Here is a 19,565-nt window from a genome sequence, read left to right as displayed (position 1 = left end):
GATATATAGAGTGTCCTTCCTTGTCGATTGCGCCATGCGTATAACAAGCGATTCCGGGTGAGGTAATATGTTTTTAAAGGAGAATCTTTACCGGTACTGCGACTTTCTTTGTGGTATATGGTACAACGAGGGTCGTACCATAACTGATATCCTTGTCTTGACATTTGTGTACACCAGTCCATTTCTTCGTAATAGAGAAAATAGATTTCCGGCATCCTCCCGACTTGTTCGACTACTTCTCGTTTTACCATCATGGCGGCTCCATGTAAATAACTCGTTTCTTGTGGTATGTCGAATTGTCCTTCATCCGTTTCGTTATACCCGATAGTCCGATTACGTAACGTGTATTTGCTTAAAGGAGTGAACCCTGCGAATTGTATATGCTGGGGAGGAAAAGCAAATTTGATTTTTGGACTTACGGCACCTATTACCGGGGAGCTATACAATCTTTCGTATAGATACTTTAGATCGTTGGCCGTGACCAATGTATCATTATTTAGCAAGAATATCCCTTTTCCTTTGGCAGTCTGAATCCCCAAATTATTTCCTCCCGAAAAACCTACATTTTGTTCACTGCGAATGACGTGAACTTCCGGATATTTTTTTTGAAGAAGTAACGCTTCATTCTGAATAGAACCATTATCGACAACAATAAACTCGTACGAGCAATCTTGTGGGTATTGTTGTAGAGATTCTATTAGTTGGCAGGTTTCTTCCAAACCGTTATAATTAATAGTAATAATGGATATATCAGGTTGTTGGTTCATTCTGTGTTAACTCTTTATCGTAATAGGGTGCAATGAATAGGAATACAAATAGAATACAAATGAGGATACCGTTCGGGTAAGTCGTGATGTCATTGGCATAGGCCGCAACAAATACACCAGCCAGACCAGCTATAATGGAAAATAGAATATTCTTCAATTGTTTATCTTTGATGATAAACATGGCAATATAGGAAGCTCGTATAAAAATGAGGACCAGTAAAGAAAGATAGAGAGATAATCCCACGATTCCGGTCTCCAGCCAATACATCGTAAGTAGGGAGTCCGGGGGCAATTCGGATAATTTGCTATTTATAGCAAAACGTTCCATGCGTCCCCCGCTTAGTCCCAATCCGACCCCGAAAGGCTTATCCCTCATTAGAGGAATCATTTTTTCCTTGTTGATCCCTCTGACTTTAAAAGAGGCATCTTCTTTATTGAAAGCGGAACGCATCCTGCGGATAATGGAGTTACTATTGCCTATATTGGTTTGGGTGAGAAATAAGATAATGACTATTAATATTCCTCCGGCAATGAATAGATTCTTGAAACTTCGACATAGTACTGCGTATGCGCATAACCCGACTAAAGGGACAGCAATGGCGCTACGGGTTCCGGAGATTAATAATCCGTAGGTAGAGGTAAGGGCAGTAAGCCAAAATAGATATTTTATCCAACGTGTTTTAACGAAAAAGCCTGAAATCCCGAATACGACTAGAGAAAGTCCCATTGTGATTCCAAAGTTTGCCGCATCCGATAGGAAGGAAAAGTAACGAACTCCATAATGGATAATATGGGTTCTTGCCCCGCCTTCTACAAACAACCAGTATAATTCGGCAGAGTCAAATCCATGACTTTTTTGCCAATATCCTTTTAAGGCTGCCAATATGGATAAGATAGCCCACAGGACTAATAGCCAATGAAAATGTTTGAATTGAGTAAAGAGGACGGGTATAATTATAGCACTTATCAACGGGAAAAGAGCATATCCATTTATGGCGATAAACCATGCGTCAGCCACCGCTAACGGGTTGAAAAGTTCAAATAAACAATAAAAAAACCATATACCCCATAAAGCGGTTAGCGCGTTAAAGCTACGTTTCCATTCATAAACTTGGAAGATGTTTTTTAAAAGAAGAAGACATCCGATCCCTAAAGTTAAACCGAGCATAATCATTCCGAATTTCAATGGAATATATCGGTCAATTCCAGTGATGACGTAGTTTATGACAAAAAAGACGTAAAAGTAATACTGTTTCTGGCAAAATTTGGCTGTAACTATGGCTATTGCCGGTAAACAGGCAAAAAGGAGGGCCGGGATAATTCCTCCTTTTAGTGTTAATAGGTATATAGCACTCAGACCGATGAAAAATGCGATCGCTGTAATATAGGACGAGCCATTTTTAATCATTACGGTGTTTATCTTTAGAGATTTGTGTTGTCTTGTCGTTTGCAGTTAGTCCTAATTGTGAAAGTTGATACAATAATTTGCGTAAAAAAGAGTAAGGTGGCATTAAACCATTCACGTCTTCCGCCGCATCCCGTTTCGTGTAATTTAATACCAAAAACAGGGGTGCTTTATGACACATTTCTTTTGTCCGTTCAAATCGTTGTTGATCTGTATTTTTCCATGTACGTCTAGAATCTACAACTTGTAAATTTAGGCTGACATTTTGTAAGATATTGGCTGTTAATGCGGCTTCTTTTAACGAAGGATACTCTACGATAACGATTTTTTCCTTTAGGCTGTTCTTTTCCAAATCATCCGGGTCATTCATGTTCAAGGATTGAATAAAAGCTTGAGCATCTGTCTGTGGTTCATTTTGCCAGGATAATTGTGTTACGTCATATCCTCGTTCCATAAATTGTTGAGCCATTTGCTCCATGATATAGCTCTTTCCTTCTCCGGGTTCGTTACTGATTAAATTTATAATATTACTTTGATCAGGCTTAAAATAAGTCGTTGCGGAATTGCACAAGTTTTGTGCGGAAAGCGTGGCGTAAACTTTATTATATCTTCTGGCTGCAAGAGATAATTGCCGGGTGAAAGCTCCCAGAACCTTACATCCGGTTAATTGTTCGGCTTTGAAGAGATTGTGTAATGTATGATCCAGTATCTCAATAATCAAGAAGAAAAATATTGTGAATATTAATGTTGCTAAATAAGCTCCGATTGTTAGTAATTTGTGTTTACCAAGTGCGGAGGGAACTAAGGGGTAGTAGGGGGCGTTCATTAGTTTCAAACTGGCAGAATTCATTTGAATACTCTTCTGTTTTAATAAAGCTGTATTCAAGGCGTCAAGAATCGCTAAATATCTTCTTTCATTGATGTTTACCATACGTTCTTTACGTGTTAGGGTCGAACCGATAGGGGCAAAATGAATGTATTTTTGAGCCATATGAATCTTTCGTTTATTTAAAACGATTAATTCTGCCTGAGCCTTTTTATAGGCGAGAACTTGTTTCAACCACTCTTCGATCATGTTCTCGTTGGAAATTCCCTCTTTACTATATTTCAGATACCCTATTTTATGAACGGCTTCAGTTAAAGCCGTCTCGTTTTTGTCTAATTCACGCTGGAGAGAATCAATGGTTACTTTCGAAACAGCATCACTCGTGTAGTATTTTGCCATGGCCAGCTTTTCATTGATCTCGCTGATTTTGCTATTTAAAAGGATAAACGAATTATTGTTTTGAATAATTTCCGTGTATAATTGCATCCTTTTTTCGAGTTCCCGTTTTAAACTATCAGTTGAATTATAATTATTTAGTGTTTCCCAGTATTGTAATTCGTAATCCCGATTCAATGCTGCCACATGCTTTGTCTCTTCGTCATAATTGATCACTTGTTTTTCCACTCGATATTTGGTAAGGGAATCTTCTGAAATCTTGAGTTCTTTTCCAATGCTATCCAGTTCGTGGCGAAAATGTTTGATAACATTATTAGTTTCGCCGAAACGTAGCTCTTGATATTGTTTATTAAATTCATCAATCAAAATCAGTACTGTTTGATATGCGATACCGGGATCGTTTGTTGTATATGAAACTTCAAGCACATCACTATTACCAAGGCGTTTGACATATATTTTTTTCAAAGTTTCCCGATTTACATAAGGGAGGTTCCATTGATATATTCCGTAGACATAGTTTGTCGGATCGTTTGTTTCATAAGCAAGTAACTTTTCGTAGGTACGTTGCTCGTTGATCGAATCATTATCAGATTTTTTATCTATTAAATTATGAATAGGTATTCCATGATTGTAGAGATTTCTATAATTACTGGCTTTTGTATAGATATTGTCTTTATGGGGATCACCGTATACCATAATGCGAGCATATAGGCGTAATGAAACCTGTTTTAAGGTTTGGTCCGCAGTGATGATATTTAACAGGTTATCCATCATACTACCTTGAGTATAAGATGTCGTGGTAACCCCGCTTTCGGATAAAATATTGACACCCGTGATAATTCCGGTATATATGGAGCAAGTCGTCGTGTAATCGCGAGGGGTATTATTGGTTTTCCAGTAGACGAGAGAAGCAACAATAATCGGTGCTATGATCAACCAAAATCTAATGCGGTAGAAAAACTTGATAAAGTAGGTAATATATTTCATGGCTATTGGTTTCTAAAATGAATATTACTGATGAGTTCAAGCTTTAAGAACATGATGTTTAATTCATTTATGATTTTCTCATATTCAATTTTTGCCACTTTCTGTGAATGTTTTAAGTCACTTAGCGACCTGTCCTTGTTGTTTTTGTTATTGATATAGTCAAGCTCCGCTACCTGATATTCTGCGTTGTATAGGGTGATGGACTCTGTTGCTAACTTTAGTAATTTCAATTGGTATTGAATGTTGCAATACAACTCGATAATTTCGTTTTTGATTTCATCGAATTTGATCTGTTGCGTGTACTCTGCATTCTTGACAAGTTCTTTTTGTTTTTTCACGTTTACCCGATGACTGAAGAACCTGTTGAAAGGAATGATGATATTGGCTCCTACGGACCAGCTATTTTGAGTTGCCCCGGAATATACGGTTGTTAAGGGTGTATACTGGCTTTCTTGATCGGTATATGTTCCGAGAATTCCATATGTGTATCCAGCCCGTACGGAAAAGTATTGCAACCAATCTCGTTTGGTTGCTTTTAAGTCATTACGGGCAGCCTCGATAGATGCACCTATTGCTTTCAGCCGGGGATTTGTTTTAGCTCCTTCAAAAAGCGAGTCCAGTGGAGGTAATTGATAGTTAATATATTCATTGGTTGTTAATGTTTGCGGAACGAAACTTTCATAAGGAGGAATAGAATCCCTTTTCTGTTTCTCTTGAGCAAGGCAAACAAAATCAGCACATAATAAACAGGCTATAATAATATATTTAGCACCCATATTTTAAAATATTGTTAATCACACATTCTCTTTTTGCACAAACGCCGTGAATGTTTTGCAAATGATCTTTATATCGTTCCCGAACGAAAAGTTGCGGGCATATTTTATATCCAGTTGTTTTCTTTCTTCTGCGGAAAGGGCTCCTTGGTTACCTCTTTTTTCTACTTGCCATAAACCGGTGAGTCCGGCGGGTGCCATGAAACGCTCGATGTATTCGTCCGTGGTTAGTAATTCCGCCTCGTATAAGGGGAGGGGGCGGTTGCCGACGATGGACATATCTCCTTTCAGTATATTAACCAGTTGAGGAAGTTCATCAATGCTATATTTACGGATGATACGTCCGACTTTGGTAATTCGGGGATCGTTCTCGAATTTGACGAAAGCATTTTTCTGTTGTTTCCGTCTATTCTTTAATAATTGTTTTTCTGTCGTGATGAAATCATCGGCCACGAGAAGAGTCTCGTTGGTTTGATTGGAGGTTGGGGAAGTTTCGGTATGAGCCTGTTGATCTTGTGTTTCTTCCTGGTATTGATTCAAGGCCTCGAATTCCTTTAGGCGTTTGTCCGCATCCACGTACATGGAACGGAATTTGAGGAAATCAAATATGTCGTAATTACTTCCGACTCGTTTGGATTTATATATAATAGGACCTTTACTTTCGATCCGGATGGCAAGTGCCGTTACAATCAGAAACGGGGAGAGGCAAATGATTGCCGTCCCGGAAAAGAGAATGTCAAATGTTCTTTTCCACCAAGGGAGCTTGAATCTCCGGGGATTATTTTGAACATGAACTGTCGTATGCTGTTTTATTTTAGGCAGGAAAGCTAATGTCGTTTGTAAATCTTCCGGGGTTGTGTTGATATTGACGATTTCGCTAGTGCCAGCATGAAGATAGTCCACAATATCTTCTTTTGCAATCTTCTCTGAAAGCAGTAGTAGATACGTGTTCTTCAGATCGCCTTGAGCGATGGCATTCAACCATTGTAAATCCCTTTTTTTATTGTATGATTCGACGAAGATATAGGTAGGGGATATATCTTTCTTCGATTGTTCATTGATGCACAAAATCGTTTTAATCGGGTTATTGAAAGTAATAACTTGACAATTCAGACAATGTGATATTTTGTTTATCCAGTCCGTGTTTTCCCCGATATAGTACGTGTACATATCTTTACCGCAATAAATTACGTACTCTGATCTTCAGCTCCTGCGGGTTGAAAGGTTTTAGCACGAAGTCAGAGGCTCCTGCCTCCAGCAATTCAATTCGGTCGTTACTGCTCTCCAGGCTGGATAAAATAATAACGGGTATAAAATTGAACGTGGAGCTTGCTTTTAGCTGCTTGAGGAATGTTCGTCCGTCCATTTCCGGCATATTTACGTCCGATATGATCAAATCGGGAATGTTTCCTGCGTGCATCCATGCAAGAGCTTCAATCGGATTTCCTTCCGAATGTACATTATAATCCTTGGATAGTTGGATCGTGATGACTTTCGCTATTTCAGGCTTATCATCCACTATCAGAATGTTTTTACTCATATATCACCTTCTTTTAACAGTACAAAGATACAACATTGTTACAAAATAGCCTTATTTTTGTTTGTGTAAATGTGAGAAATGTTCATTTTTTTTGTACATTTCGTCGATTTTAATCGAAATATAGAATGGGTGTATATGAAAGCCTTACGAGAGAAGAACTCGTTAGAAAGTTGTTGGCGCAAGAAAATTTGTGTCATGAGCTGCAAGGAAGAGTCGGGAAATTGCAAGAAGAGATTTTCCAACAAGCAAAGAACGGGGAGAGCGAGGGGGAAAATGAAGGTGATGTATGTGAGAATGTGGTAGTGAAACGAACAGAAAAGTTCTTGGCGGATAACGTGGTCAGGTTATCGTTAATGTTAGAGGCCGGTAACGTTTTCCCCTGGTTTGCAGATATTGTCAGCGGGAAAATCGAAATCGGGGATGAATTATTCAAGGCGTACGGCGTTGATCGAAAGGAATTTCATGATGACTTTTTTCGTATGACCACTTTTATTGCCAGTATTTATCCGGATGACCGGGGAATTTTCGAAGCTATTTATAATAGCCTTTTGGCGGGTGAGTCGTGCAAGATTGGCCTGGAACTCCGGTTGGATTTATTAAATACCGGGGAGTATAAATGGGTGGATTTAAAAGGGGTGGCTCAGGAATTTGACGAACGGGGAAAAGTTACGAAGATTCTGGGCTTTATTGCTGATATTCAAAAAAGAAGAGATGATGAACAGGCTTTAATCGAGGCCAAGCAACGGGCGGAAGAATCGGATCGTTTGAAATCGGCCTTTTTGGCTAATGTTAGTCACGAAATTCGGACTCCGTTGAACGCTATTGTCGGTTTTTCCGAGGTGATTGCTCACACGGAAAGTGAATGTGAACGGGAAGAATATTTGGATATTGTCAAGGCGAATAGTAATTTATTGCTGCATCTGATTAATGATATTCTTGATTTATCTCGCATCGAATCCGGTAAAATGGAATTTATAGATGAGAATATACAGATGGACGAGTTGTGCGAGGAGTTACGGCAAATGCATCAGATGCGGATAAAGAATGACGTGAAGGTAATTTTCGAGCGACCCGTGGCATCTCTGACGATTGTTTCCGATTCTCACCGTTTGAGACAACTCTATTCAAATTTGATTTCCAATGCTATAAAATATACAGAAAAAGGGTCGATCACTCTCGGGTACAAGTTGAAGGGAGATATGATGGAAGGATATGTGCGAGATACCGGGAGCGGGATTCCGGCAGAAAAATTGAATAATGTATTCGGGCGTTTTGAAAAGCTGGATTTGTTGAAACAGGGCTTCGGGTTAGGGTTGTCTATCTGTAAATCCATTCTGGACAAAATGGGTGGAGAAATCTGGGTAGAATCCGAGCTTGGTGTCGGGTCTTGTTTCTATTTTTCAATACCTTATAATGGTACGTTCCCGGTTGCAGGAGAACAGAATAAACCGTTAATATTGGTAGCAGAAGATATGGATTGTAACTACGAGTTGGTCAAGGCTATACTGGAAGAGCGCTATTCCGTGCTAAGAGCGAATGACGGGATTGACGTGGTGACAAAATACGAATCGAGTAAACCGGATTTAATTTTAATGGATGTCCGGATGCCGGGATTGGATGGCCTGTCTGCGGCTGGGATTATCCGGGAATTGAATCCAACCATTCCAATTATAGCTACCACGGCCTTTGCTTTTGAAACGGATCGTGAAATGGCTCTTGCTGCCGGATGTAACGAATATATGCCCAAACCGTTAGAGGCTGAAAAGTTGAAAACTATGATTGAAAGATGTCTCGAAAATAAATTATAGTTTGTACATTTGTAACAGCGTTTACGTGCGTTAATTAAAAAATGAAGTGTATGAAAATAAATCCTGCTGAATATAAAATATTAGTGGTGGATGATGTTCAGTCAAATGTGCTGTTGTTAAAAGCTTTGCTCGGGCGAGAGGGGTTTGGTATCGTGTATGCGATGAACGGGACGGAAGCTTTGGAAAAAGTGAAAAGTGAACATCCGGATTTGATTTTGTTGGATGTTATGATGCCCGATATGGACGGGTTTGAGGTGGCAGGACGTTTGAAGGTGGAGCCGGAACAAGCTGAAATTCCGATTATATTTTTGACCGCGTTGAATGACTCGGCAAGTGTTGTGAAGGGGTTCCAACTCGGGGCGAATGATTTTATATCGAAACCTTTTCGTCGGGAAGAGCTGTTGATCCGGGTGGAACATCAACTTTCTCTGGTGGATGCCAGACGAATTATTCTACGTCAGACCGAGGAATTAAGAAAGACAATAGCCGGTAGGGATAAACTTTATTCCGTGATTGCTCATGATCTGCGCTCCCCGATGGCCTCCATCAAGATGTTGTGTAACACGATTATGATGAGTATCGACCCGCAAACCGTTCCGGAGGACGTGTTCGAGATGTTGGAAATGACCAATAAAACGGCAGAGGAAGTATTTTCTTTATTAGATAATCTGTTAAAATGGACCAAGAGTCAGTTGGGTAAGTTATCCAATGTTCCGCAACCGATAGATATGGTCGGTTTGGTTGATGGGGTTATTGAGGTGTTTAAGCCAATAGCGGAGAGTAAGTCAATTTCCTTGGAATTGAATTCAGAAGTCGAGTTTATCAATGTTATCGTCGACATCGAGATGATAAAATCCGTCGTGCGTAATTTGATTTCGAATGCGATTAAATTTAGTCATAAAGATACCGTTGTTATGGTACACGTGAAGATTCAAGATGTTGCCGATGAGAACAAGACGGGAGAGGGGAATGGTAAAGAAGTACTTGTCACCGTGTCTGATAGAGGCTGTGGGATCAAAAAAGAAGATCAAGGAAAACTGTTAAATGAGGCCACGCATTTCACGACCTTTGGTACGAATAGCGAGGAAGGCTCCGGTTTGGGCCTATTATTGTGTAAAGATTTCGTAAGCAAAAATCACGGGCGACTGTGGTTTACCTCTGAAGAAGGTATAGGTTCAAATTTTAATTTTACAATTCCAATAAAGTGATTTTGTTCCAGACAAATCAGTTACAGATTAACAAGTTACAGGTTGGTATCGTATGAACTTGTAACCTGTTAACTTGTAACTTGCAACTAACATAAAAGGCGGTCAATCGACCGCCTTTTATGTTTCTTATTCAAATTCTTTTAGAATTTTCTCTACTTCTCCGGGGGTAACCCGTCCGTAAACTTTTTCACCGATCAGTACAACCGGGGCAAGTCCGCAGGCGCCCACACACCGCAAGCTGGTTAGAGAGAACTTCCCGTCTGGGGTAGTCTCTCCGACATTTACTTTTAGGATACGTTTGAATTCATCCAGAACTTTCTCTGCACCCCGAACGTAGCAAGCGGTTCCCATGCACACGGAGATCGGGTGTTCCCCTTTCGGGGTCATTGAGAAGAAAGAATAGAAGGTCACCACCCCGTACACTTTGGATACGGGTATATCTAGTTGACGGGCGATCACTTCCTGCACCTCTCTGGGCAGGTAGCCGATCAAGCCTTGTGCTTTGTGCAAGATGTTAATTAACTCTCCCGGTTGGTTCCCGAATTCTTCACACAGTTTTACCAGTTGGTCAACTTTGCACTTCGCTAATGTTATTTGTGTCATAATGATAACTTCGAATATTATTGTTCAATAATCTCTTTTCCTCTGTTAAAGTAGCACGTATGCAGCAAATGATGGGCTCTTTCGCTCATGGGTTTGCCCAAGAACTCTTCGTACAACGAGATGATGTACGGGTTCTGGTGGGATTTCCGGAGCGATTTTTCGCTGTCTTCCGTGTAAAGAGCCCGTGTACGTGCTTTCAACAAAGAAGAATCTCCATGGTGCAAGGGCTGACCTCCACCACCGATACATCCACCGGGGCAGGCCATAATCTCGATAGCATGGTATTTGGATTTACCGGCTCTGATTTCGTTCATGAGTTTGCGGGCATTTCCTAAACCGTGTGCTACGGCTACTTTCAATTCGAATCCGTCGACATCAATCGTGGCTTCTTTCAGATTCTCGATACCTCTGACACCTTCAAAGTTCACGTTATCCAAGGTTTTACCCGTGTGGATTTCGTAAGCCGTACGTAAGGCGGCTTCCATCACGCCCCCGGTTGCCCCAAAGATCACGGCAGCACCCGTGGATTCTCCCAGCGGTGCGTCGAAGTCTTCGTCTTCCAGTTGCATGAAATTGATATTGGTCTGTTTGATCAACGCGGCCAACTCACGGGTAGAGATGGAGTAATTTACATCCGGGTCCCCGTTTGTTTTGAACTCGTCTCTTTCGCACTCGAATTTCTTGGCCAGACAAGGCATCACGGATACCACGATGAGGTTTTCACGTTTGATACCCATTTTTTCGGCCCAGTATGTTTTGGCGATAGACCCGAACATTTGTTGCGGAGAACGGGCGCTTGACGGCATATCCAGTAAATCCGGGAATTGTTTCTCGAAGAAATTCACCCAACCCGGGCAGCAAGAGGTGATGATTGGTAATTTCACCGATTTATCGCCATTCAGGAATGCTCCCAGACGACCCAGTAATTCGGTGCCTTCCTCCATGATGGTCAAGTCGGCTGCGAAGTCGGTGTCGAATACCTTGGCAAAGCCCAGTTTGCGTAAAGCGGCCACCATTTTTCCGGTAACAGAAGTTCCTGCTGGAAGAGCGAACTCTTCACCCAAGGCGGCACGGACGGCCGGGGCGGTTTGCACGATCACGGTCTTGTCCGGATCGGCTAAATCTTTGATCAGGCGGTTCGTGTGATCCAGTTCCGTCAAGGCTCCCACGGGACATACGGCAACGCACTGTCCGCAGAAAGTACATTCGGAATCCTGCAGTGACTGGTCGAACGCGGGCATCACGACGGAGCTGAATCCCCGGTTAACGGCACCCAGCGCACCCACGGTCTGCACTTCATTACACATCATTTCGCAACGACGGCAATAAATACATTTCGTGGCATCCCGGCGGATAGAAGGGGACAGGTCAACTCTGAATTCCGTTTTCTCTCCCTCGAAAGGAATTTCCCGGATACCCAATTTAATAGCTACGGATTGCAATTCGCAATTACCGGATTTGGCACACACCAGACAGTCTGACGGGTGGTCGGACAACATGAGTTCCAGCACGGTTCTGCGGGCGTTCAGTACCCGGATCGTGTTCGTGTGTACGTTCATTCCGTTCTCGCAGCGAGTGGCACACGAGGGAGCCAGGTTCTTCCTGCCTTCAACCTCAACCACGCAGAGGCGGCAGGATGCCGGGGCGTTTTTGATGCACAAATCCTTCAGGTTCATGTAGCAAAGGGTAGGTATGTCGATACCCATGTCCCGGGCTGCTTCAAGGATCGTGGTTCCCTTGGGAACACTGATCTCTCGGTTATCTATTTTTAGTGTAATATTCTCGTTCATAATAAAACTTCCTCAACTGCCGAAGCAATTCTAAATTTTAAACTCTCAATTTTAAATTATCTCGTGCTTACTGCTTTGAACTTACATTTCTCCATACAAGCTCCACACTTGATACATTTTGCCGTGTTGATGAAATGCGGTTCTTTACGTTCTCCGACGATAGCGTCTACCGGGCAGTTGCGGGCGCAGAGTCCGCATCCGATACAGAGTTCCGGATCAATGTGGTACATCAGTAATGCCTTACATTTTCCTGCCGGGCATTTCTTGTCCTTAATGTGTGCCAGGTACTCGTCGTAGAAGTTGTCTATCGTTGATAATATCGGGTTAGGGGAAGTTTGTCCTAAGCCACAAAGAGCGGTATCCTTGATCACGCGACCCAGGTTTTTCAACATATCCAGGTCTTCCATGGTTCCCTTACCTTGGGTAATTTTTTCCAGAATGTCATGCAGGCGTTTGTTACCGATACGACAGGGGGTACATTTACCACAGGATTCTTCCACCGTGAATTCGAGATAGAATTTAGCAACAGATACCATGCAGTCGTCCTCGTCCATCACGATCATACCACCGGAACCCATCATGGAACCGGATGCCAGAAGGTTGTCGAAATCGATCGGTACATCCAAGTGTTTCTCGGTCAAACAACCACCGGAAGGACCTCCGGTTTGCACGGCTTTGAATTTTTTACCGTTTTTGATACCGCCACCGATCTCGTAAATCACTTCACGAAGGGTAGTTCCCATGGGAACCTCGATCAATCCCACGTTATTGATTTTTCCGGCAAGGGCGAATACCTTGGTTCCCTTGGAACGTTCCGTTCCGATTTTGTTGAACCAGTTAGCTCCCTTCATGATGATCGCCGGGATATTAGCCAAAGTTTCTACGTTGTTCACGTTGGTCGGGCGGTTCAGGTAACCTGATTCAGCCGGGAAGGGTGGTTTCATCGTGGGTTCTCCACGGTGTCCTTCCATGGAGTGAATCAATGCTGTTTCCTCACCGCAAACGAAAGCCCCTGCCCCGTAGCGTAGTTCGATATTGAACGAGAAATCACTTCCGAAAATGTTTTCACCCAGTAAACCGAATTCTTCGGCTTGGTGGATGGCTGTTTTCAGGCGTTGAATGGCAAGTGGGTATTCGGCGCGGATGTAAACTAATCCTTTGGTAGCCCCGATACTGTACCCGCAGATGGCCATAGCCTCAATCACTGAATGCGGGTCGCCTTCCATGATGGAGCGGTCCATGAATGCTCCCGGGTCTCCCTCGTCGGCATTACAAACCACGTATTTCTGGTCTGCCTGGTATTTGCTCGCGAATTCCCATTTCAATCCGGTAGGGAACCCACCACCTCCACGACCGCGAAGTCCGGATAATTTGATCTCGTTGATCACTTCTTCCGGTTTCATCTCGGTGATACATTTCGCTAGCGCGGAATATCCTTCACGTGCGATGTATTCTTCAATATTTTCCGGGTCAATGAATCCGCAGTTACGCAAGGCGATCCGCAGTTGTTTCTTGTAGAAACCCATGTGTTTCGAGTCGCTTACCGCTTCTTTCTTTTCCGGATCCTTATATAATAATCTTTCGACTTTACGTCCTTTGATAACATGTTCATTTACAATTTCCTCGGCGTCATCCGGCTTAACCTGTACGTAGAAGGTATTGTCAGGCATGACTTTCACGATCGGTCCTTTTTCACAGAAACCGAAACAACCGGTTGCGATGACCTGAACTTCGTCTTCCAGGTTTTTCTCTTTTAAACATTCTTCCAGTCTGGTAATAATCTGGTGACTGGCAGATGCTCTACATCCCGTTCCACCACAAACGAGGATATGCATTTTATAACTCATAGATTCAAGGTTTTGATTAGTTGTTCTAGCTGTCCTTTTTTGTTTTAGATTGTTTCAAAATTTACCGGAATGATGTCGGCCACGAGCTCGTCATTCTTCAGGTATTTCTGAATGATTTCTTCGGCTCTTTCGGTCGTTACATGTCCGAACACGATCGGGTCTTTCCCCGGTTTTGTGATTTCCACGGTCGGTTCCGCGTAACAGTACCCCATGCATCCCGTTTGTGTAACCACGGCAGCAATCCCGTTTTTCTCCAGGTTTTCGATAAAGTAGTTCATGGTGTCCTTACTACCCGCGGCGATTCCGCAAGTTGCCATAGCCACTTTAATCTGGATCAGGCTTTCAACCTGTTCACTTTTCTCCCGAAGATCAATCTTCGTCTGCACGTTTTCTTTGATGCGTTTGAGGTCCGCGAGTGATTTGATTTTTTCCATATAAAATGATTAAGGTTATTTTGTTTTAACTTGTTTGTGTAATCTCTTTTATGTTTTCCCGGATCATTTGTCTTAATGCCATAACGATTTCCGGGTCATTTAGAGGTACTCCCTCCAGTATCTCTTTTACTTCATTCGTGTCGAACGTGTATTTCCCTTTTTCCGTGGAATGACGGTAAATAAAGTCGATCCCGGGATTTGCCGACACGAGAATCACGATGCTCCCGGCAATATCACCCATGGGTGGTCTGTCCCAGTGTGAAAGACCGAAATTTGCCTCGATTGTGGTACCTTCTCCCGGTTTTGATTTTATTTTCAAGGTTCCTCCTGTTGCCTCTGCATTCTGTTTGAATAAAGGGATGCCCAGCCCGACTTTACGCACGGTTCTACTCGTGAAAAAAGGATCGGTAACTTTTGCAACCGTGTTGTCGTCCATGCCACACCCGTTATCTCTGATCGTGATGACAAGAGAATCTTCCGTTATATTCTCTTGCAGGTCAATTTCAACACGAGAGGCTTGGGCTCGTATCGAGTTTTGGGCAATATCTAAGATATGGTCCGATAACGTTTGCATTCAATACCTGTATTAATTACTCTATTTTTTCTTGAATGAGAAGCACACATTCTTATAGTTTTTATCTTTTCCCTATGATTTAATTTCAATCGCATGAAAAATCGTTCCAAATATAATTAATTTATCAATAGGAACAAGAGATTTGTTATCAACTTGGTATTATATAGATTGTTTCTAATGTAGAAATTATTCTGTATTGTAATTCGTTGATTTTTGTGATTCGTATATCGAAAAATAGCTCTATTTCGTGCGAATTTTGTTTTATTTTCAGGAAAGGTATTTCTTCAGAGTTTCTTTTAATAAACGAGAGTCGATCGGTTTCGTAAGGTAGTCTGTACAACCGGCTTTGCTTGCCTCTTGTTTGTCGCTGTCGAAGGCGAAAGCGCTCACGACGATGATGGGGATACCTGTATTTAATTTCCGGATTTCACGAGTGGCTTCCAATCCATCCATGTTTGGCATTTTAAGATCCATAAGGATGGCGTCCGGGCTGTACTGCCGGTATTTTTGAATGGCCTCCAAGCCGTCGAGGGCATGAATGATCTGGTAATCTCTTTTCAGGATAGTCATGACTAAAAGAAAATTACTTTCGTTGTCTTCGGCAACGAGTAATTTCTTGATGGGCAATGTGTTCTGACTATCCATAGGAGTTTGTTCTTCGTGTCAAAAAATGAACGTTTATTAACGTCACAAATATAGGCATTTTTTACTAAAGCAAACCAATATTGCTTATTTTTTAATATTCTATCGATCAGATAGAAAGCAAATCAAACATTAACATTCTCCATTTTATTGATGGTCAGCATTTCAATATAATGAAACGTTCGTTTTTTGCTATAAAAAATCTTGTGGAGTTATGTCCCGGTAAAATGGGTTTTCTGATAGAATTTCTGTTTGATAGAGTTATTATTCTGTGATCAAATTGTTATAAGATACTTATCCTAGTGTTAATAATTACTATGATACTACAATAATTTTATATTTTAATAGAGGGGGAATAGGGGAGGAATGGGAGCGGAATGGGAGCGGCTCGCAATATGATAGCAGAATGATGATGTTTTGATAACATTATTTTACATTAGTTAAAATCAATTTTTTATCGAATATCGTTAAAATCATGAATGTTAAAACACGGATTTAGGGATATTTTAAGGTCATAAATGGATTTTTGTTAGATAAGTTGTTTTGAGGAATTATTTTTTCTTCTAGTCTTCCAGTTCGATTTTCCCGCAAGGTGGGGAGAAGAGGGGAATTCTGGGTTTGTTTTTTAATAGATCTTTCACGTCGTCGAGTGATAGTTTGGGGGCGGGTTCCGGTCCGGCAACTCTTCCCACTCTTCCTTGGAGGTTGTATTCTTGATAGGAGGCAGGGAGTTTGTCGTTGATGAAATCATCGAGAAGACGTTGGTGTTCGATGCTGGAATGGAGGACTCTCTCTTGTATTTTGAATAGCATATCGTGTGAGATGAAAGTGCGGAACGTGTCGAGACCTTTCTCGCAAATGCCTAGGGCAATGCCGTCCGTGAGGCAACACGTGAATCTTTTTTCTGCGTCGGTTTGCGGGTAAAAATAACTACTGTTGTGATCTACATAATGCCGGATCACGTCCATACCGGGTGTGTAGAGATTATTGGGTACTAGGTGGCGTGTGCGGTAACGACTGAAAAAGTGTCCCGTGTACCTGCTGAAAACGAGTTCTTCGGTTCTCATGTTGTAAACGGGGAATATGATGCCGGCGCCTCTGTAAGTCTCGTAAGTGGAGTAATAGTAAACGTCCGGGTTCTCCCGTTCCTTTTTGTTGTTACACGCGATGATGATATGCCATTGGTTGTGCGTGAGGGGGGATTTCCACTCGATTTGAAATGATACGGGAAATTTCTTGGCGAACAGGATTTCCCGGCGATGCATGTTGATGAAGAAATCCCTCTTGTTCAGAATTGCGGTGGTATCGCGTCTTGCCTCTTTGACGATGGCTTCCGGTGACATGGTGTCTAAAAACATAATCCTGCAAATTTTAAATTAACGGGTGATGGCTGCCCGGATGGAATCGAATGACAAGTCCGGTAGCGAGAGGCTCGTGAAAACTTTACCGATGTCGTCAACGTAATGTGCGTCGGAAGAGCGGATAAATTTATATCCGGACAGGTATGCGTTCTGTTGAAGAAATTGTTCCCGTGTCGTGTGAGGACTGAGTTCAAGAGCCTCGCATTTCAAGTCTTTGGGGACGAATCCGAGTTGAGAGAGAATGCTGAAACGGGATTTGTCGATATGGGCCGGGATGAAGATGCCGTCCAGTGCGTGGACGGTACGTTCGATCGCGTTTATATCGACATCCAAGGCCGTGATCAGGAGTCGTTCTTCTTCGTATGTAATCTGTTCCTCGGCATCCACTACAACCTGGTAACCGAATTTGTCCGGATTGTTTTTTATATCCGGGAGGTGGAGATCGAGGAAGTGCTGGAATGCGGTAAGGCGTTCCAAGGTGGGGAAGTATGCGAGGGCGTGAACTTCTTCCGCCGTGTTGACTTCCGTCCCACAAAGAACCCGTAGCCCTTGTTGTTCGCCCAGTTGCTGGATCACGGGGGCTTGCCGGGTGGAGTTATGGTCGGAGATTCCGATGAGGGACAGGCCTTTCTGTAATGCCATACCGATGATGTTTGCGGGACTCATGTCAAGATCCCCGCAAGGTGACAGCACGGTGTGTATGTGTAGATCGGCCCGGATTTCCATGGAATTCGTGATTACGGGTGAAGTAGTTTGTACAATTGTCCCGTGATTTCGAAAGTCTGTAACGGGCTGGAGAGAATGGGGATGTTTTCGTTATTGCTTTCTTCCAGCGTATCTTCTTCCGGGAGGTGTCCTTTGACCAGAATGATGGCCGCGATTTCTTTCAAGGAGGCGATAGCCATGACGTTTTTGTGTGTTTGTAGGGTGACCCATACATCTCCTTCTTGGGCATGTCCCATGACATCACTTAACAAATCGGACGTGTAGCCGCCTTTAACTTCTCGTTGTAAACCTTCTTGTCCGGAACATACCGTGAGGTTTAGCTGGGAAACAATGTCTTGTACTGTCATAATTTGTAGTTTGTGTTTTTCGTGAATATATTTTATCTTGTTTATTCTCCAAATCTTTTTAATCCCCACGTTTTTTCTGAAAGTTCGAGGGATTCTTCCGGTGTCATCAAGGCTTCGTTGCACAAGATTTTTTGCATGAACACGCATTGATTGAGTTTTGCTTTTCCTTGAACGACGTCCCTTGCTAGCGTGTGACAGGCCGGGGCACCGCAGGCCCCGCAGTCGATTTGCGGGAGAACGCTCATGATGCGGTTTAATTTTTCCATCTTTTCCATGGCGACAAGCATATTTTCGTCGAGTTGTTCGATGGATCGTGGTGGGATTTTCTCGCGGAGTTTACCTTGTTTGAAGAGGTAGGATTCGTATTCCTGTATGTCATCGAAATCGGGTTGCTGTTGTTCGTGTTTGCTGGCTTGCATCCGTTTGCGCAGGCGTTCGATGGTCAAAAATCGGTTGTTCACGACAAGCGCACCGCCGGCGCAGGAGTGGTCACAGGCTCGTAGTTCAAGAAAATCGATGTCCGTGAGTTCATCATTTTCTATTTTTTCGAGTATGTCGATCACGTTGTGGATCTCGTCAATGGCCAGGCAGCGACCTTCAAATTTAGAGGCCTCACCTTCCGACAAGTCCCAGGCGATGGATTCGGGGGAGAGGTACGTGCGTTCGGTTACCCTTCCCACGGGTTGATCCCGGTGTTGCGTGAGGCCCAGTTGTATTTTGTTATAAATGAAATTCAAGTTGATAACTCCGTCGATGTTGGATTGATCGTCGCCAACCGGGCTTTTTACTGCCGCGATTTTTGCGGCGCATGGAGTGACGTAGAATATACCGACTTCATCCGGCGAAATCCCCTTGTCGAGATATTTTTTACGGGCGAAAATGGCTGCTAGGTCCATGGCTTGTTTTAACGGGACAATGTGGTCTATCAGCGAGGGAAAACGTACCTGTATTAAGCGGACGATTGCCGGGCAGAAGGACGAGATGAAAGGACGCTCGTAAGAATTCTTTTCCATATAGCGTTGTATGGCTTTTGCCAAGATGCCCGATGCTTGTGCTACCTCGATTACTTCCGTAAACCCCATTTGATGGAGTTCCGCGAAGATTTGTTGTTCCGTGATTTCTTCCGAGAATTGTCCAAACAGAACTGTCGGGAGAAGGATGATCCGGTGTTTGAAATTGAATATTTGATTGAAATCGTCCTGCTCCACGTATATCGCATGTTGCGGACACGACTTGAGGCATTTGCCGCAGTCGACGCAAGCATTTTTGTTTATTGTTGCCAAACCACCTTTAATGCGGATGGCCTGCGTGGGGCAGAGGCTCATGCAGTGCGTGCATCCGATGCAAGCAGTACTGGCAACTTTTAAGGCGTGGTAAAACGGTTCCATGGATTAATTTTAGATTTTAAATTTTAGATCCTATCGATTAAGTGATTTAATGATTTTCGATGAAGTGATTTTAATCACCCAATCATCGAATCGGCAATCACGGAATCTTTTTCATTCTAAACTTCTTTTATCTTTCAGTTTTT

Annotated in this window: 18 protein-coding genes; 2 read left to right on the top strand and 16 right to left on the bottom strand. The window is 42.7% G+C overall.

Going from position 1 to position 19,565, the window contains the following annotated elements:
* The 6 genes from AB5542_RS18875 to AB5542_RS18850 form a co-directional block, all read right to left on the bottom strand.
* A partial coding sequence (locus AB5542_RS18875; RefSeq protein ID WP_368243334.1) for a glycosyltransferase family 2 protein occupies positions 1-767 on the bottom strand: 767 nt, incomplete at its 3' end.
* On the bottom strand, positions 751-2,175 hold the full coding sequence (locus tag AB5542_RS18870) for an O-antigen ligase family protein (protein WP_279037999.1): 1,425 nt from the start codon (positions 2,173-2,175) through the stop codon (positions 751-753). The genes AB5542_RS18870 and AB5542_RS18875, both read right to left, overlap by 17 nt.
* Positions 2,168-4,381, bottom strand: coding sequence for a hypothetical protein (locus tag AB5542_RS18865; protein ID WP_051465623.1), 2,214 nt, complete (start codon positions 4,379-4,381; stop codon positions 2,168-2,170). The genes AB5542_RS18870 and AB5542_RS18865 overlap by 8 nt, the downstream gene beginning before the upstream one ends.
* Before the next feature lie 2 nt (positions 4,382-4,383).
* Positions 4,384-5,157: a TolC family protein gene (locus tag AB5542_RS18860; protein ID WP_279038001.1), complete on the bottom strand. Its 774-nt coding sequence runs from the start codon at positions 5,155-5,157 to the stop codon at positions 4,384-4,386.
* Between the two features lie 18 nt (positions 5,158-5,175).
* A complete protein-coding gene (locus tag AB5542_RS18855) occupies positions 5,176-6,324 on the bottom strand; it encodes a sugar transferase (protein WP_279038003.1) in 1,149 nt (382 codons plus the stop codon).
* 4 nt (positions 6,325-6,328) lie between these two features.
* Positions 6,329-6,694: a response regulator transcription factor gene (locus tag AB5542_RS18850; RefSeq protein WP_027199850.1), complete on the bottom strand. Its 366-nt coding sequence runs from the start codon at positions 6,692-6,694 to the stop codon at positions 6,329-6,331.
* Between the two features lie 125 nt (positions 6,695-6,819).
* Here AB5542_RS18850 and AB5542_RS18845 point away from each other — a divergent pair, with 125 nt between their 5' ends.
* A complete protein-coding gene (locus AB5542_RS18845) occupies positions 6,820-8,502 on the top strand; it encodes a PAS domain-containing hybrid sensor histidine kinase/response regulator (RefSeq protein WP_288215223.1) in 1,683 nt (560 codons plus the stop codon).
* Positions 8,503-8,552: 50 nt separating this feature from the next.
* Positions 8,553-9,710, top strand: a complete 1,158-nt coding sequence (locus AB5542_RS18840) for a response regulator (RefSeq protein ID WP_279038007.1) — start codon at positions 8,553-8,555, stop codon at positions 9,708-9,710.
* A 126-nt stretch (positions 9,711-9,836) separates the two neighbouring features.
* Here the strand turns inward: AB5542_RS18840 and AB5542_RS18835 are convergent, their stop codons facing one another.
* From AB5542_RS18835 to AB5542_RS18790, 10 genes are all read right to left on the bottom strand, one after another.
* The gene (locus tag AB5542_RS18835) at positions 9,837-10,313 is read right to left on the bottom strand and encodes a complex I 24 kDa subunit family protein (RefSeq protein ID WP_087422374.1); all 477 of its coding nucleotides are present in this window, start codon (positions 10,311-10,313) and stop codon (positions 9,837-9,839) included.
* Positions 10,314-10,330: 17 nt separating this feature from the next.
* Positions 10,331-12,103, bottom strand: coding sequence for an NADH-dependent [FeFe] hydrogenase, group A6 (locus AB5542_RS18830; RefSeq protein ID WP_209279514.1), 1,773 nt, complete (start codon positions 12,101-12,103; stop codon positions 10,331-10,333).
* A gap of 56 nt (positions 12,104-12,159) precedes the next feature.
* Positions 12,160-13,950, bottom strand: a complete 1,791-nt coding sequence (locus AB5542_RS18825) for an NADH-quinone oxidoreductase subunit NuoF (RefSeq protein ID WP_087422372.1) — start codon at positions 13,948-13,950, stop codon at positions 12,160-12,162.
* Between the two features lie 44 nt (positions 13,951-13,994).
* Complete coding sequence (locus AB5542_RS18820) at positions 13,995-14,384, bottom strand: (2Fe-2S) ferredoxin domain-containing protein (protein ID WP_087422371.1); 390 nt, start codon at positions 14,382-14,384, stop codon at positions 13,995-13,997.
* A gap of 25 nt (positions 14,385-14,409) precedes the next feature.
* Positions 14,410-14,958: an ATP-binding protein gene (locus tag AB5542_RS18815; RefSeq protein ID WP_279038009.1), complete on the bottom strand. Its 549-nt coding sequence runs from the start codon at positions 14,956-14,958 to the stop codon at positions 14,410-14,412.
* A gap of 267 nt (positions 14,959-15,225) precedes the next feature.
* Positions 15,226-15,603, bottom strand: coding sequence for a response regulator (locus AB5542_RS18810; protein WP_087422369.1), 378 nt, complete (start codon positions 15,601-15,603; stop codon positions 15,226-15,228).
* 560 nt (positions 15,604-16,163) lie between these two features.
* Positions 16,164-16,958: a hypothetical protein gene (locus tag AB5542_RS18805; RefSeq protein WP_270543738.1), complete on the bottom strand. Its 795-nt coding sequence runs from the start codon at positions 16,956-16,958 to the stop codon at positions 16,164-16,166.
* A gap of 18 nt (positions 16,959-16,976) precedes the next feature.
* Positions 16,977-17,687: a PHP domain-containing protein gene (locus AB5542_RS18800; RefSeq protein WP_279038012.1), complete on the bottom strand. Its 711-nt coding sequence runs from the start codon at positions 17,685-17,687 to the stop codon at positions 16,977-16,979.
* 11 nt (positions 17,688-17,698) lie between these two features.
* A complete protein-coding gene (locus tag AB5542_RS18795; protein WP_027199840.1) occupies positions 17,699-18,034 on the bottom strand; it encodes a DRTGG domain-containing protein in 336 nt (111 codons plus the stop codon).
* 41 nt (positions 18,035-18,075) lie between these two features.
* Positions 18,076-19,422: a [Fe-Fe] hydrogenase large subunit C-terminal domain-containing protein gene (locus tag AB5542_RS18790; protein ID WP_034501682.1), complete on the bottom strand. Its 1,347-nt coding sequence runs from the start codon at positions 19,420-19,422 to the stop codon at positions 18,076-18,078.
* Positions 19,423-19,565 lie beyond the last annotated feature (143 nt).

It is taken from the genome of Butyricimonas sp. RTP31003st1_G1_RTP31003_210430 (genome assembly GCF_040920905.1).
Lineage (GTDB): Bacteria > Bacteroidota > Bacteroidia > Bacteroidales > Marinifilaceae > Butyricimonas > Butyricimonas paravirosa.
This window is presented reverse-complemented; position numbering and strand designations above follow the sequence as displayed.